Raw genomic sequence first — 14,017 nt, 5'->3', positions numbered from 1 at the left:
GATGAATGAAATGATCTCTCTTGCAAGCGCCGCCGGGATAACCGTCGGCCTTGCTGTTTGTGCGCTGATCGCCGGCCTTGTGCTGGCGATGCTGTTTGCTGGCTGGGAGTCGCTGCGCATAAAACCGCTGGCGTGGGTCGGCACCGTGCTGGTCACGCTGATTCGGGGTCTGCCGGAAATTCTGGTCGTACTCTTTATCTATTTCGGTGCTTCGCAGCTGCTGCTGACGCTGTCTGACGGTTTCAGCCTTAACCTGGGCCTGTTTACCCTTCCGGTTCAGCTGCAGATTGAGAATTTTGACGTCAGCCCGTTTCTCTGCGGAGTGATTGCGCTGGCTATGCTCTACTCCGCCTATGCGTCACAGACGCTGCGCGGTGCACTGAAAGCGGTGCCGGCAGGCCAGTGGGAGTCGGGACAGGCGCTGGGCATGAAAAAATCTGCGATCTTTTTCCGGCTGATTATGCCGCAAATGTGGCGCCATGCGCTGCCGGGCCTCGGCAACCAGTGGCTGGTGCTGCTGAAAGATACGGCGCTGGTGTCGCTGATCAGTGTCAACGACCTGATGCTGCAGACGAAAAGTATCGCTACGCGCACGCAGGAACCGTTTACCTGGTATCTGGTGGCTGCCGCTATCTATCTGGTGATTACGCTGTTCAGTCAGGCGATTTTGCGCCGCATTGAATTACGCACCACGCGTTTTGAGCGGGGAGCCTGACGCATGCTCGATTATTTACCTGAACTGCTGAAAGGCCTGCATACCAGCTTAACGCTGACGCTGGCCTCACTGGTGGCCGCGCTGCTGCTGTCGCTGCTCTGTACTATTGTGCTGGCACTGAAAGTACCGGTCGCCAGCCTGCTGGCAAAAGGCTACATCACGCTGTTTACCGGCACTCCGCTGCTGGTGCAGATCTTCCTGATCTACTACGGCCCGGGTCAGTTCCCTGCCATTCAGAATGTGCCGTGGCTCTGGCATCTGCTGTCTCAGCCCTGGCTGTGCGCGATGCTGGCGCTGTCGCTCAACAGCGCAGCCTATACCACCCAGCTATTTTATGGCGCGGTACGCGCAATTCCGGCGGGTCAGTGGCAGTCATGCGCCGCGCTGGGCATGAACCGCAAGGATACGCTGCGTATTTTGCTGCCCTACGCGTTTAAGCGCGCCCTCTCCTCCTATTCCAACGAAGTTGTGCTGGTGTTTAAAAGCACCTCGCTGGCCTACACCATTACGCTGATGGAAGTGATGGGGCACGGTCAGATGCTCTACGGACGCACCTATGACGTGACGGTGTATGCGGCGGCAGGCCTGATCTATCTGGTGGTTAACGGCGCGCTGACGCTGCTGATGCGGCTGATAGAGAAACGTGCACTGACATTTGAGCAGCGCAGCTGAGTGTCTCCGGGACGGTTGCTTTTGCGCCACGCCGGCGTCAGAGCAGCCGCCCATTACAAAGTCTTACTTATCCAAAATAATTGCATAAAAATTCATTCAATGGCATTGTGTCACGCATTCCACTTCTGGCTTGCTTATGAGAATGACATGATGAAAAAATGGATTATCGCCGCAGCGCTCGCTGCGGTTACGGTGAATGCTTATGCAGCTGAAAAAATACGTTTTGCCGTTTCAGCTACCTATCCGCCGTTTGAATCACTGGATCACAACAATCAGATTGTAGGCTTTGATATCGATCTGGCGAAAGCGCTGTGTGCGCAGATTAAAGCCGAATGTACATTCACGAATAATGCGTTTGACAGCCTGATCCCGTCGCTGAAATTCCGCCGCTATGATGCGGTAATCTCCGGTATGGACATCACCGCCGAGCGCAGTAAGCAGGTCGATTTCAGCCAGCCTTACTACGCCAATTCAGCTATCGTGATCGCCCGGAAAGGCGAGTTCAGCGATTTCAGCCAGCTGAAAGGCAAGCGTATCGGCGTAGAGAATGGCACCACTCACCAGAAATATCTGACTGAAAAGCATCCGGACGTGGTAGCGGTCGCGTATGACAGCTATCAGAATGCGATTCTCGACCTGAAAAACGGCCGCCTCAATGGCGTATTTGGCGACAGCGCCGTGGTCAGTCAGTGGCTGAAAGCCAATGACGATCTCGGTACCGTGGGCGATCATGTCAGGGATACGGATTACTTTGGCACCGGGCTTGGCATCGCCGTGCGTAAAGGTAACAGCGCACTGCTGAATGAGTTCAATAGTGCGCTGGCGGCCCTGAAAGCTGACGGCAGCTGGCAGCAGATCAACCAGAAGTGGTTTCCTGAGTAAATTCTTTCAACAGCGCGTGCTGCGTTATGCAGCACGCGGCCGATCGTTCCGCGTCAGCAGACATAACACTTCAAAATGCGCGGTGTGCGGGAACATATCAAACAGCTGCACTCTTTGTATGTTGTAATCACTAAGCCGGGCAATATCCTGCGCCAGGGTGGCAGGATTGCAGCTGGAGTAGAGGATAAAAGCCGGAGCCATATCGCTTAAATAGTCGCACAGCTCGCTGCCAATGCCGCGACGCGGCGGGTTCACCAGTACCAGCTGCGGTATGTCTGCCCGCGAGGTAGCGAAACGGGTGGAATCCAGAGCGGCAAAGTGCACCTTTTCCAGCCCCAGCTGCTGCGCCGATTGTTGCGCACAGGCGATCGCTTCAGGGCTGATTTCAATCCCCGTCAGCGTCATCTCTGGCGTTGCGCAGTGCAGACCAAATCCACCTACGCCACAAAAGAGATCCCACATGCTGGTCACGTTCAGCTCTGCAACCCAGTCGCGTGCGGTGGCGTAGAGCGCGGCCGCCACTTGCGGATTGGTCTGGAAGAAACTCTGCGGCCGGATATAAAGCGGAACCTGATTAACGCGTTCCGGCAGCGCCTGCTGCGCGGTCAGCGCGATCTCTTCGTCGCCTTCCAGAATCGCCATATGTACCGGCTGAATATTGGCGGAGATAACCTGCAGCTGCGGCAGCAGCTGCTGCAGCCACGGCAGTGCCGCCTGCAGCTGCGGCACCTTACTGGCTGAGCGCAGTACAAAACGCAGCATCATGCCGCCCTCACTGCTCTCTGTCAGCAGCAAAAACTTCAGCTCGCCACGCCTGCGCGTCACATTGTAAGGCGTCAGACCGGCGCGTGCGATAAAGGGTTTAAGCAGCGCAAACACCGGCGCAAAGCTGGCGGGATAGAGCGGACAGGCGCAGAGATCAACCGGGTCGCCGTCAGACGCCACCAGACCAAAAACAGGGCGCTCCACGCTGCCGCTGACGACCATTTTGGCCTTATTGCGAAACCCCTGCTCTGCTGATGTCACCGGAAGCCGCCAGTCGCTGACCGGCATCGCTGCAAGCAGCTGAGCAAGCTGCGTCTGCTTATCGCTGACCTGCTGCGGATAGGGTTTTTCCAGCCACTGACATGAACGGCAGCGGCCAGCGTCATAAAGCGCGCAATGCATGGAACAACCTGTACTCGGAGAAAAAACGGGGAGCGATTGTATCACCGGGCGCGGAAAAATGCGCGACTGCTGGCCGGCACAAACAGCAGCAGCGCTACCAGTACGTCCGGTAATTTTTGCTGCAGCGTATGGTGGATAATCTGCAGATTGTTATCACCTGAAATACTGAATATTTCCGGATAGATCCAGCCTACCGACGCCATCAGCATATAGAGCAATACCACCACCTGACTGATCAGATAACCCCAGCGACCCCGATTGCTGCCGCGCATGAACGTAAAAGCACAGCGCAGTTCAAACAGGAAAATCAGCTGACTGGCGATAAATATCAGGGTTGAATCCCATGCCTGTGCGCTGCGGTGCACAAAGTTGGCAATCTCCTCATAGCCCAGCTCGCCAGCCATCATGATCACGCTGAGGCAGCGCGTGACAATAATCGCAATACCGGCAATGGTCACCGGCACCGGCGTTGAGTTTAACACAGCGTTTTTCAGCGTTTCCGACATCACCCAGGCTCCATAAGAAAAGGCTGGCAACGCCAGCCTTGCTTATAGTGGCAAACTCACAGGGTTTCAGCCACGTTTTGCTTTCTGAATATCGCGCAAACGCTGTTTTTCTTCATGCGCCATAAAGCGCCAGGCGATGAAACCGACCAGCCCGACCACAAACAGAATAATAGAGGCCAGCGCGTTGATCTCCGGATTCACCCCACGTCGTACGGTGGCGAAGATCGCCATGGGCAGCGTGGTCGCCCCCGGCCCGGTAACAAAGCTGGCAATCACGAGGTCATCAAGCGACAGCGTAAAGGCCAGCAGCCAGCCCGTGACGATGGCGGGTGCAATCATGGGAACGGTGATCACAAAGAACACCTTCAGCGGCGTGGCGCCCAGATCCATGGCGGCCTCTTCGATGGAGCGATCCAGCTCGCGCAGGCGGGCGTTGATCACCACCGCAACATAGGCGGTACAGAATGTGACGTGCGCCAGCCAGATAGTCAGCATGCCACGATCGCCCGGCCAGCCTAGCGTGTTTGCCATCGCCACAAACAGCAGCAGCAGCGACAGCCCGGTAATAACATCGGGCATGACCAGCGGCGCGGTCAGCATAAACGCGAAACCGCTGTGGCCGCGAAAGCGGCCGAAGCGCACAATGATCACCGCGGCCAGGGTGCCCAGTATCACAGCCATGGTAGCCGAAAGCCCCGCGATGGTCAGACTCAGCCCGACGGCATCGAGCATCGCCTCATCCTGAAACAGCACGCGATACCAGTGAAAAGAGAAACTCTCCCACACCGTAACCAGCTGCGAACTGTTAAAGGAGTAGACCACCAGCAGCAGCATGGGGGCATAGAGAAACAGAAAGCAGAGTACCAGAATAGCAGTACGCCACGGTGAGCGAATAACCGGTAGCTGACTCATGCTTTCTCCCCCGCAGCGCGATTTTGATGCTTGTGGAACCAGATAATCGGCAGGATCAGGATCAACAGAATGGTTACCGCCAGCGCTGAAGCCACCGGCCAGTCGCGGTTATTAAAAAACTCCTGCCAGAGAATGCGGCCAATCATAATACTGTCCGGGCCACCCAGCAGTTCCGGAATGACATACTCCCCTACCGCCGGTATGAACACCAGCATCGACCCGGCGATAATGCCGCCTTTGGTCAGCGGCACAATCACGCTGAAAAAGGTCTTCAGCGGACGCGCGCCTAAATCCAGCGACGCTTCCACCAGCGAATAGTCAATGCGCGTCAGCGCGGTATAGATCGGCAGCACCATAAAGGGCAGATAGCAGTAAACAATACCGATATAGACCGCCGTATTGGTGTAGAGGATCACCAGCGGATGATCGATAACGCCAAGCCACAGCAGAAAACGATTCAGAATGCCGTTGTTGTTCAGCAGTCCCATCCAGGCATAAACGCGCACCAGAAATGAGGTCCAGGAGGGCAGGATCACCAGCAGCAGCAGTATGGTTCGCATCGACGGCTTGCTGTGCGCGACCGCCCAGGCGAGCGGATAAGCGATAAGCAGGCAAATTACCGTGGAGATCGCCGCCACTTTCAGTGAGGTCAGATAGGCCTCAGCGTAAAGCGGATCGTCAGTGAGCGTAAAATAGTTGCCGAGGTTCAGCACCACATTCAGCTGGTCATCCGCCCAGCTGACCAGATCCGTATAGGGCGGGATGGCGCGGGCGATATCGGCAAAGCTGATTTTAAGCACAATCAGAAACGGCAGCAGGAACAGCAGGATCAGCCACAGGTAAGGCAGCGCAATCACCAGCTTGCGCCCGTGCTGCATCTTCATACGTGTTGCCCAGCGCTGCAGTGGCGTGCCCGCCAGTACCGGCTGAGGCCGCGGAGAAATCTGACTCATAAACGTCCCCCTAGACCGTCAGAACCACACAGCTGTCCGCATCCCAGCAGAGACGCACTTCATCTCCCCAGACGGGCGCACCTTTGCGAAAACGATGCGCGTTTTGCAGCTGCGCGCTGATCATCTGGCCACTGTGCAGGCGCACATGGTAAATCGACAAATCACCCAGATAGGCGATATGCACCACTTCGCCCACGGCAAAGTTGCAGCCGTCAGCCGGAACCGTGTCGCACAGCATGACTTTTTCGGGGCGCAGCGCAATGTGGACCGGTACGTTGTCAACAATAGAGACATCCGTCTGGACCTTCAGCGGATGCATCAGGCCAGGGCTGTCGATGACCACGCCCTCATCGCGCCGTTCGCGCAGCAGCCCCTCGAACACGTTGACCGAGCCGATAAACTCCGCGCTGTAACGGCTGGTAGGATGCTCATAAATCTCTTCCGGCTCGCCAATCTGCACAAACTTACCGCGATTCATGATGGCAATGCGTCCGGCCATGGTCATCGCCTCTTCCTGATCGTGCGTGACCATAACGCAGGTGGCGCCCACGCGCTCCAGGATATCCACCACCTCATGCTGCATGCGATCGCGCAGTTTTTTATCCAGTGCACCCATCGGCTCATCCAGCAGCAGCAGTTTAGGCCGTTTTGCCAGGCTGCGTGCCAGCGCCACGCGCTGACGCTGCCCGCCTGAAAGCTGATGCGGTTTGCGGCTGGCGAACTCCTGCATATGCACCAGCGCCAGCATCTCCGCCACGCGGCTGGCGATTTCTGCTTTGGATAATTTATCCTGCTTCAGGCCAAAGGCGATGTTTTGCTCCACTGTCATATGCGGAAACAGCGCGTAGGACTGAAACATCATATTGATAGGGCGCTGATAGGGCGGCACGTGAGAGAGATCCTGACCATCCAGCACAATCTGGCCGCTGCTGGGGATCTCAAATCCTGCCAGCATGCGCAGCAGCGTTGATTTGCCGCAGCCAGATGCACCCAGCAGGGCAAAGATTTCACCTTTGTAGATAGTCAGGCTGACATCATCTACGGCGTGCTGACCTTCAAACGATTTGGTCAGGTTACGGATCTCCAGCAGCGGCGTTAAGGCCTTTGCTGATTTACTCTGAGAACGGGAAATCGCGTCGTTCACTCACATTTCTCCGGCGCTAAGCGGGGGTAGCGCGGCACGGCCAGCCGCTGGAATGGCACAGCAGAGGCCCGTACTGCGCCTCTGCTGTGGTTACCGGTCAGGGATATCGTTCAGAACGAATCACTTACCACTTTTTACTTTAGTCCATGCGCGGGTGCGTGCGCGATCCAGTTTCGGATCCTGGACCTTGAGCACAAACAGCTTCGCCATCGCGTCCGGCGTCGGGAAGATGCCCGGATTGTTGCGGACGTCGGCGTTAATCAGCGGCAGCGACGCTTTATTGCCGTTGGCATAATTGATTTTGCTGGATACCTCAGCGATCACTTTCGGCTCCATGATGTAGTTCAGCCACTGATAGGCAGCATCCATATTTTTCGCATCTTTCGGGATCGCCATCATGTCAAAGAACGCCAGGGCGCCCTCTTTCGGCACGCTGTAACCCAGATGAACACCATTATTGGCTTTTTCAGCCCGATCTTTTGCCTGCAGAATATCGCCAGACCAGCCTATCGCTACACAGGTGTTACCGTTTGCCAGATCGTTAATATATTGCGACGAGTGAAAATAGCGAATGTTTGGCCGCAGCTTCATCAGCAGATCGGTCGCCGCCCCGGTGTAATCTTTGGCATCGGTGCTGTTTGGGTCTTTGCCAAGATAGTTCAGTACGGTGGCAAATATCTCTTCCGGCGCGTCCAGGAAAGAGACACCGCAGCTTTTCAGTTTTTCGAGGTTTTCCGGTTTCAGCACCAGATCCCAGCTGTTAACCGGCGCGTCCGCACCGAGCGCGGCTTTGACTTTCTCAACGTTATAACCGATGCCGGTGGTGCCCCACAGATAAGGAATCGAGTATTTATTGCCAGGATCGTGCTGTGCCACTTTGGCCATCAGGTCCGGATCGAGGTTTTTGTAGTTCGGCAGTTTACTTTTGTCGAGTTCCTGAAACACGCCCGACTGCAGCTGGCGCGCCAGAAAACTGGATGAGGGCACCACAACATCATAGCCGGTGCTGCCCGCCATCAGTTTGCCTTCCAGCACTTCATTGGAATCAAAGACGTCATAAACGACTTTAATACCGGTCTGCTTTTCAAAGTCAGGTACCGTATCGGCCGCAATATAATCGGACCAGTTATAGACGTGCAGCGTTTTATCTTCTGCCTGAGCAGCAACAGCCGATGCCATCACCACACCAGCAACTGCGGCTGGCAACCATTTTTTTGCCTGGTTGTTCATCTGTTATTTTCTCCTGAACGGGTCAACAAACGCTGCATACAGCCGATCCGATGATTTCCTGTCTGAAAGTAGCCAGACATACAATGAATCACTCTTCAGCGGACGTTAAATAGTAAATACCTATAACCGGTATCGGGGTGGTGAGCCGGCAACCTGCAAATGGGTAGCTATGCAGACAGATAACGGCGGGCTTTCCCTGAAATCAGTATAGCGCTGCTGAGCGATGGCCTGCCCTGCACAGCTCCGCAAGAATAGCCCCCCTGATCTCTGCGTACCAGACCTCAGCGTAAAAAACGCCTTTTTACGATACTTTATGCACTTTTCTGCTATGTGGTCTGGCAGTTACGGCATAAAGCATGACTAAAATCTGGTGTTAGCGGGCAAATAACAGAATAAAAAATGGCAGGATAAAGCGAGAAAGAAAACTGCCGCAGTGTGCGGCAGTTAATAACGAGCGGAATTAATGTAAAACACCTGAACTGCTTACCCCGGAAGCGCGCTCTTCCTCTTCACCCATCATCAGCAGATGGTTCGCGAAGGCTTCCATAATCACCATGGAAACCCCTTCTTCACTCTGCTTCATAAAGTGCGTGAACTGACTGAAGGTAATGCCGGCGGTAATACTCAGCGACTGGCAGACAATCAGCTTTGGCAGATTATCATCCTGAATATCGATGAATGCTTTAATGGTCAGTGAGCTGGCGTTAATTTGTGACAGATCGCCGACCAGCGGAATAAGCGCCGTGGGTTTCACTTCAGCCAGCGCAGAAAACAGAATAACGTTATCCACCAGGTCAATTTTTGCGTCAAACACCCCGTCAAAATTCTGCATGTGCGGCAGATGTAACGCCTGACAGGCATCACATTCGAACCAGGTGATATTTTGTTGATCCAGCCAGCGACGTAGCATGTCGATGTCAGGAACGACCAGTGAATCCATCGCTATTTCCTGTGGGGTGAATAAATAAGCGCCTTAGCTTACGGAAAAATGTGGGCAGATGCCACGAAAACCACCGGAAAACGCTATCTAGCCACCGGTTTTAGGACGATAGCCGGGGCAGGCGTGCTGCTCAATCCAGTCGATCATCATAGCGGCAATATCGAGCCCCGTGCACGCCTCAATACCTTCCAGACCGGGTGACGCATTGACCTCCATGACCAGCGGTCCGCGGCTGGCACGCAGAATATCAACGCCCGCCACGGCCAGGCCCAGCGTCGCCGCAGCGTTAATGGCGATGTTGCGCTCCCGCTCGCTGATGGTAACAGGATGCGCGGTGCCGCCCCGATGCAGGTTAGAGCGAAACTCCCCTTCTTTTGCCTCACGCTCTATGGCAGCCACCACGCGATCGCCAATCACCAGGCAGCGAATATCGCGGCCCCGCGCTTCTTTAATAAACTCCTGCACCAGAATATGGGCGTTAAGTCCCCGAAACGCATCAATCACGCTTTCGGCAGCCTGACGCGTCTCTGCCAGCACGACGCCAATACCCTGCGTGCCTTCAACCAGTTTGACCACCAGCGGCGCACCGCCCACCATGCGGATCAGATCGCCGGTATCATCCGGCGATGAAGCGATACCGGTAACCGGCATATCGATGCCCTCGCGTGCCAGCAGCTGCAGCGAGCGCAGCTTGTCACGGGCGCGGGTAATGGCCACCGATTCATTGAGCGGATAGCTGCCGAGCAGCTCAAACTGACGCAGCACCGCGGTACCATAAAAGGTTGTCGCGGTGCCGATACGCGGGATCACTGCATCAAAATGGCCGAGTATTTCACCCTGATAATGCACGGCCGGCAGCGCTGCATTAATGTTCACGTAGCAGGAGAGCGGATCGATTATCGCAATCTGATGCCCGCGCGCCTCAGCGGCCGCACGCAGCCGCCGGCTGGAGTAAAGCGTGCTGTCACGGGTGAGAAGCGCCATTTTCATGCGGCCATACTCCTGACTTAACGCGTGGCCCAGCCCTGACTGTGCAGATAGTCGAGCATAAACGGACGCGTCTCTTTAATGATCAGGCGCTGGATCAGATCGCTCCAGGTTTCAGATCGCTGATTACTGTCGCGCTGCATGTAGTAATCTGTGATTTGCTGGTCGTACTCTGCCAGCAGCGCTTTATCAACCTGATGATAGCTGTTTTCATGTACCAGCATCGCCTGCGGCATGCGTGGTTTCACATCCGGAGAGGCAGACGGATAACCGATACAGAAGCCAAACAGCGGCAGCACAAATTTTGGCAGATCCAGCAGCGCGGTGACGTCGGCAATGTTATTGCGGATCCCGCCGATAAATACGCCGCCCAGCCCAAGCGACTCAGCGGCCACCATCGCATTTTGCGCCATTAGCGCGGTATCCACACAGCCCAGCAGCAGCTGTTCAGCCCGTCCCAGCTGCGCATCCGGACAGATTTGCAGATGGCGGTTAAAGTCGGCACAGAAGACCCAAAACTCCGGGGCATCGGTGACCCACGACTGACCTCCCGCCAGTTCCGCCAGCGCAGTGCGCTTTTCACGATCGGTGATGCGTACAATGGATGAGCACTGCAGAAAACTGGAGGTAGAGGCCGCCTGCGCTGCAGCAATAATCGCGCGGCGCTGAGCGTCATCAATACCCTGCTCAGTAAAAGCACGAATGGAACGGTGGCTGCATAGCAGATCGATTGTCGGCGTCATTATGTTCTCCGGTTATTTCCTGGTGTGAGTATGATCAAAAAGGTGCGGGGCCATCACTTTTGCGGTGCGCCACATGATTAGCCATGCCGCAGGCAGCATCAGCGCAATGCCCAGCAAAAAAAGTAGCGTAGCCAGCGGCTTTTGCCCAATCATGGCAGGCGCTGGCAGCCAGTTATTCAACAGCAAAAGCGCGGCGGCTACTGCGCAGGCGCCCAGGGCTTCCAGCAACAGAATGGACTTAGGTAGTCTGGCAAGGTTGCGCATGGGTATACCTCTGCTGTTTATGGGTCTGGTTCAGCATATCGCTACTGCCAGCATAGCCCGTCAGGGATAGCGTGCGTCCATCAGAGTAACAGGTATTTTCTGCTTCTCTTAAGCAGCACGAGCGGGCATGATGTGAACCATTATTCACGCTGTGCTGTGATTTTGCTCACAAAACAGCAGCGGAAGGAGAAAAGCAATGATTGCAGTGATTTTTGGCCGTTCAGGTTGCCCTTATTGCGTACGCGCTAAAGAGTTAGCCGCTAAGCTGACCAGCGAACAGGATAGTTTCAACTATCAGTATGTTGATATCCAGGCCACCGGCATTACTAAAGCCGATCTGGAAGCGCGTGCCGGTAAACCGGTAACAACGGTGCCGCAGATTTTTCTCGACGATCGGCACATTGGTGGTTACACCGAATTTGCCGCCTGGACCAAAGAAAATCTGGGCATTGAGGCATAAAAAACGGGCCGCAGGGCCCGTTTTTTTTAATTAATACGCATGGCCAGCATGATACGCAGCAGACGGATCAGTAGCGCACCACATCCTGCCCAGAACAACGCGCTCAGACTCCAGGCCACACCCAGCAGCGGCGTATGAGTGACCTGCTCTGTCACCACTACCCAACTCATTCCCAGCAGCGTTCCCGCTATCGCTGACCACAGCGTTGACACCATCGGACTGGCGGGCTGTAGCAGCGCGATGACCACACCAGGTAATAAAAACAGCAGGAGTTCTGGCTGACCATGCCGCATATGGAGCGGCACGCTCCAGAAATGGTGGGCAAAAATAAACACCAGCGTATAAAGCGTCGCGCCTGACGCGAATGCGGACCAGCGATGGCTGCGCTGCAACATAACAATCCTCAACGTTAACGTTAAAACAGAACTTTTAATGCCTGGCGCACCTGCGTGGAAATAAATAGAAACAGCTACAAACAGAAAGAGTGAGCGATGCGGATAGCTGAAGCAAATAATAATGTTTAGAATAATGCCGCTTCAGAATCAGGCGGGACAAAAATGCCAGTCCCGGTGTTGACCGCTCCGTTCAAGATAGCTAAAAATTCTCTTCCTATCAACCTGTTACACGTGAATAAGAAGTTAAAACTGTGAACATTAACGTCGCAGAATTGTTAAGCAAAAATGACGTTCTGTTATTATTTGTCGTACTCGCACTCGGCCTGTGTCTGGGAAAACTGCGTCTTGGTTCTGTCCAGCTGGGTAATTCAATTGGTGTACTGGTTGTCTCCCTGATTTTAGGCCAGCAGCATTTTGCGATAAATACCGATGCCCTGAGCCTGGGCTTTATGCTGTTTATTTTTTGTGTCGGCGTGGAGGCGGGACCTAACTTCTTTTCTATCTTTTTCCGCGACGGCAAAAATTATTTTTTCTTAGCCATTGTGATGGTGGTCAGCGCGCTGCTGGTCGCGTTAATGCTTGGCAATCTGTTTGGCTGGGATATCGGCCTGACGGCAGGCATGCTGGCCGGTTCAATGACCTCAACGCCGGTGCTGGTGGGGGCGGGTGATACGCTGCGGCAGAGCATCAGCGATCCGCGTCAGCTGAGTATGATGCAGGATAACCTGAGCCTCGGCTACGCCCTGACCTACCTGGTAGGGCTGGTCAGCCTGATTTTCGGCGCCCGATACCTGCCCCGTTTGCAGCATCAGGATCTGCCTACCTGCGCCCAGCAAATCGCCCGCGAGCGCGGGCTGGATGCCGACAGCCAGCGCAAGGTTTTTTTACCGGTGATCCGCGCCTATCGCGTCGGCCCGGAGCTGGTCGCCTGGAGCGGCGGCAAAAACCTGCGCGAGCTGGGCATTCATCGCCAGACCGGCTGCTACATAGAGCGTCTGCGGCGTAACGGCATTCTCGCCAGCCCGGACGGTGATGCCATGCTGCAGCTGGGTGATGAGATTTCCCTGGTTGGTTACCCTGACGCTCACGCGCGGCTTGATGCCAGCTTCCGCAACGGTAAAGAGGTGTTCGATCGCGATCTGCTCGATATGCGCATCGTCACCGAGGAGATCGTGGTAAAGAACCACAATGCGGTAAATAAGCGGCTCAGCCATCTGAAACTCACCGATCACGGCTGCTTTCTGAATCGGGTGATCCGCAGTCAGATTGAAATGCCGATTGATGACAGCATTATGCTGAATAAAGGGGATGTGCTGCAGGTCAGCGGCGAAGCGCGCCGTGTGAAAAGTCTGGCCGATCGCATTGGTTTTATCGCCATTCACAGTCAGATAACTGACCTGCTGGCTTTCTGTGCTTTCTTTATCATCGGCCTGATGATAGGGATGATCACATTTCAGTTCAGCAATTTCAGTTTTGGTATCGGCAATGCCGCAGGCTTACTGTTTGCCGGTATTATGCTGGGCTTCCTGCGCGCGAACCATCCGACCTTTGGCTATATTCCGCAGGGCGCTCTGACCATGCTGAAAGAGTTCGGATTAATGGTTTTTATGGCAGGCGTCGGGCTCAGCGCCGGCAGTGGACTGCAGCACGGCCTCGGTAATGCCGGAGCACTGATGCTGCTGAGCGGGCTGCTGGTCAGCCTGGTGCCGGTGGTTATCTGCTATCTGTTTGGCGCTTACGTACTGCGCATGAACCGCGCGTTGCTGTTTGGTGCCATTATGGGCGCGCGCACCTGCGCGCCAGCGATGGAGATTATCAGCGATACCGCGCGCAGTAATATTCCGGCGCTGGGCTATGCCGGCACCTATGCGATTGCCAATGTGCTGCTGACGCTGGCCGGCACGCTGATTGTGATTATCTGGCCGGTGCTGGCGGGATAAATTATTTTTGCCGGCCCGGAACCTTTACCGGCCGCCAGCGTCTGAATAAGTGCCACTGCTTTTCTTTGAAATCCCCGGATTGAGGAGCCCGCCAGTCTTTTTATGAC

General features: G+C 55.2%; 16 protein-coding genes. 5 read left to right on the top strand and 11 right to left on the bottom strand.

What is annotated here, in order from left to right; genetic code table 11:
- The first annotated feature begins 1 nt into the window (after nucleotide 1).
- The 3 genes from artQ to artJ all read left to right on the top strand — a co-directional run bounded on the left by artQ (nucleotide 2) and on the right by artJ (nucleotide 2,269).
- Nucleotides 2-715, top strand: coding sequence for an arginine ABC transporter permease ArtQ (gene artQ / locus SB719_RS09545; RefSeq protein WP_065649724.1), 714 nt, complete (start codon nucleotides 2-4; stop codon nucleotides 713-715).
- Nucleotides 716-718: 3 nt separating this feature from the next.
- A complete protein-coding gene (artM, locus tag SB719_RS09540; protein WP_065649725.1) occupies nucleotides 719-1,387 on the top strand; it encodes an arginine ABC transporter permease ArtM in 669 nt (222 codons plus the stop codon).
- 150 nt (nucleotides 1,388-1,537) lie between these two features.
- Nucleotides 1,538-2,269 (top strand): arginine ABC transporter substrate-binding protein, encoded by a 732-nt coding sequence (gene artJ, locus SB719_RS09535; protein WP_304233806.1) that lies wholly within the window; start codon nucleotides 1,538-1,540, stop codon nucleotides 2,267-2,269.
- Between the two features lie 24 nt (nucleotides 2,270-2,293).
- On the opposite strand, the gene rlmC is transcribed toward artJ, so the two are convergent.
- The 10 genes from rlmC to SB719_RS09485 all read right to left on the bottom strand — a co-directional run bounded on the left by rlmC (nucleotide 2,294) and on the right by SB719_RS09485 (nucleotide 11,115).
- Complete coding sequence (gene rlmC, locus SB719_RS09530) at nucleotides 2,294-3,436, bottom strand: 23S rRNA (uracil(747)-C(5))-methyltransferase RlmC (protein WP_304233617.1); 1,143 nt, start codon at nucleotides 3,434-3,436, stop codon at nucleotides 2,294-2,296.
- Between the two features lie 41 nt (nucleotides 3,437-3,477).
- Nucleotides 3,478-3,942 carry a YbjO family protein gene (locus SB719_RS09525; RefSeq protein ID WP_065649727.1) on the bottom strand — a complete coding sequence of 155 codons (465 nt, stop codon included), beginning with the start codon at nucleotides 3,940-3,942 and terminating at the stop codon, nucleotides 3,478-3,480.
- Nucleotides 3,943-4,008: 66 nt separating this feature from the next.
- Complete coding sequence (potI, locus tag SB719_RS09520; RefSeq protein ID WP_065649728.1) at nucleotides 4,009-4,854, bottom strand: putrescine ABC transporter permease PotI; 846 nt, start codon at nucleotides 4,852-4,854, stop codon at nucleotides 4,009-4,011.
- Nucleotides 4,851-5,807, bottom strand: coding sequence for a putrescine ABC transporter permease PotH (gene potH / locus SB719_RS09515; protein ID WP_065649729.1), 957 nt, complete (start codon nucleotides 5,805-5,807; stop codon nucleotides 4,851-4,853). Before potH ends, potI begins: the two co-directional genes overlap by 4 nt.
- A 10-nt stretch (nucleotides 5,808-5,817) precedes the next feature.
- Nucleotides 5,818-6,951: a putrescine ABC transporter ATP-binding subunit PotG gene (potG, locus tag SB719_RS09510; RefSeq protein WP_065649730.1), complete on the bottom strand. Its 1,134-nt coding sequence runs from the start codon at nucleotides 6,949-6,951 to the stop codon at nucleotides 5,818-5,820.
- A 120-nt stretch (nucleotides 6,952-7,071) separates the two neighbouring features.
- On the bottom strand, nucleotides 7,072-8,181 hold the full coding sequence (potF, locus tag SB719_RS09505) for a spermidine/putrescine ABC transporter substrate-binding protein PotF (protein WP_412159167.1): 1,110 nt from the start codon (nucleotides 8,179-8,181) through the stop codon (nucleotides 7,072-7,074).
- A gap of 460 nt (nucleotides 8,182-8,641) precedes the next feature.
- Nucleotides 8,642-9,121, bottom strand: coding sequence for a YbjN domain-containing protein (locus tag SB719_RS09500; RefSeq protein ID WP_065649732.1), 480 nt, complete (start codon nucleotides 9,119-9,121; stop codon nucleotides 8,642-8,644).
- A gap of 87 nt (nucleotides 9,122-9,208) precedes the next feature.
- The gene (rimK, locus tag SB719_RS09495) at nucleotides 9,209-10,111 is read right to left on the bottom strand and encodes a 30S ribosomal protein S6--L-glutamate ligase (protein ID WP_304233626.1); all 903 of its coding nucleotides are present in this window, start codon (nucleotides 10,109-10,111) and stop codon (nucleotides 9,209-9,211) included.
- Between the two features lie 17 nt (nucleotides 10,112-10,128).
- Entirely contained in the window at nucleotides 10,129-10,851 is a 723-nt protein-coding gene (nfsA, locus tag SB719_RS09490; protein WP_065649734.1) for an oxygen-insensitive NADPH nitroreductase, read from the bottom strand.
- 12 nt (nucleotides 10,852-10,863) lie between these two features.
- Nucleotides 10,864-11,115: a DUF1418 family protein gene (locus SB719_RS09485; protein WP_065649735.1), complete on the bottom strand. Its 252-nt coding sequence runs from the start codon at nucleotides 11,113-11,115 to the stop codon at nucleotides 10,864-10,866.
- Between the two features lie 196 nt (nucleotides 11,116-11,311).
- Here SB719_RS09485 and SB719_RS09480 point away from each other — a divergent pair, with 196 nt between their 5' ends.
- Complete coding sequence (locus tag SB719_RS09480; protein WP_065649736.1) at nucleotides 11,312-11,575, top strand: GrxA family glutaredoxin; 264 nt, start codon at nucleotides 11,312-11,314, stop codon at nucleotides 11,573-11,575.
- A 26-nt stretch (nucleotides 11,576-11,601) separates the two neighbouring features.
- Here SB719_RS09480 and ybjM read toward each other — a convergent pair whose 3' ends face one another.
- On the bottom strand, nucleotides 11,602-11,970 hold the full coding sequence (gene ybjM / locus SB719_RS09475; protein ID WP_065649737.1) for an inner membrane protein YbjM: 369 nt from the start codon (nucleotides 11,968-11,970) through the stop codon (nucleotides 11,602-11,604).
- Between the two features lie 251 nt (nucleotides 11,971-12,221).
- On the opposite strand from ybjM, the gene SB719_RS09470 reads away from it, so the two are divergent.
- Entirely contained in the window at nucleotides 12,222-13,910 is a 1,689-nt protein-coding gene (locus SB719_RS09470; RefSeq protein ID WP_065649738.1) for an aspartate:alanine antiporter, read from the top strand.
- Nucleotides 13,911-14,017: the final 107 nt, after the last annotated feature.

Origin of the sequence: Pantoea sp. SIMBA_079 (assembly GCF_046940275.1) — a bacterium.
Taxonomy (GTDB): domain Bacteria; phylum Pseudomonadota; class Gammaproteobacteria; order Enterobacterales; family Enterobacteriaceae; genus Pantoea; species Pantoea borealis.
The sequence above is the reverse complement of the archived record's forward strand: the minus strand, read 5'-3'. Positions and strand labels throughout refer to the sequence as shown.

Excerpts from the sequence above, each read along its gene's own strand:
- SB719_RS09485 (WP_065649735.1), bottom strand. The coding sequence starts at position 11,115 with ATGCGCAACCTTGCCAGACTACCTAAGTCCATTCTGTTGCTGGAAGCC.
- potF (WP_412159167.1), bottom strand. The coding sequence starts at position 8,181 with ATGAACAACCAGGCAAAAAAATGGTTGCCAGCCGCAGTTGCTGGTGTG.
- artJ (WP_304233806.1), top strand. The coding sequence starts at position 1,538 with ATGAAAAAATGGATTATCGCCGCAGCGCTCGCTGCGGTTACGGTGAAT.
- SB719_RS09480 (WP_065649736.1), top strand. The coding sequence starts at position 11,312 with ATGATTGCAGTGATTTTTGGCCGTTCAGGTTGCCCTTATTGCGTACGC.
- potH (WP_065649729.1), bottom strand. The coding sequence starts at position 5,807 with ATGAGTCAGATTTCTCCGCGGCCTCAGCCGGTACTGGCGGGCACGCCA.
- ybjM (WP_065649737.1), bottom strand. The coding sequence starts at position 11,970 with ATGTTGCAGCGCAGCCATCGCTGGTCCGCATTCGCGTCAGGCGCGACG.
- SB719_RS09500 (WP_065649732.1), bottom strand. The coding sequence starts at position 9,121 with ATGGATTCACTGGTCGTTCCTGACATCGACATGCTACGTCGCTGGCTG.
- SB719_RS09525 (WP_065649727.1), bottom strand. The coding sequence starts at position 3,942 with ATGTCGGAAACGCTGAAAAACGCTGTGTTAAACTCAACGCCGGTGCCG.
- rlmC (WP_304233617.1), bottom strand. The coding sequence starts at position 3,436 with ATGCATTGCGCGCTTTATGACGCTGGCCGCTGCCGTTCATGTCAGTGG.
- potI (WP_065649728.1), bottom strand. The coding sequence starts at position 4,854 with ATGAGTCAGCTACCGGTTATTCGCTCACCGTGGCGTACTGCTATTCTG.
- rimK (WP_304233626.1), bottom strand. The coding sequence starts at position 10,111 with ATGAAAATGGCGCTTCTCACCCGTGACAGCACGCTTTACTCCAGCCGG.
- artM (WP_065649725.1), top strand. The coding sequence starts at position 719 with ATGCTCGATTATTTACCTGAACTGCTGAAAGGCCTGCATACCAGCTTA.
- nfsA (WP_065649734.1), bottom strand. The coding sequence starts at position 10,851 with ATGACGCCGACAATCGATCTGCTATGCAGCCACCGTTCCATTCGTGCT.
- artQ (WP_065649724.1), top strand. The coding sequence starts at position 2 with ATGAATGAAATGATCTCTCTTGCAAGCGCCGCCGGGATAACCGTCGGC.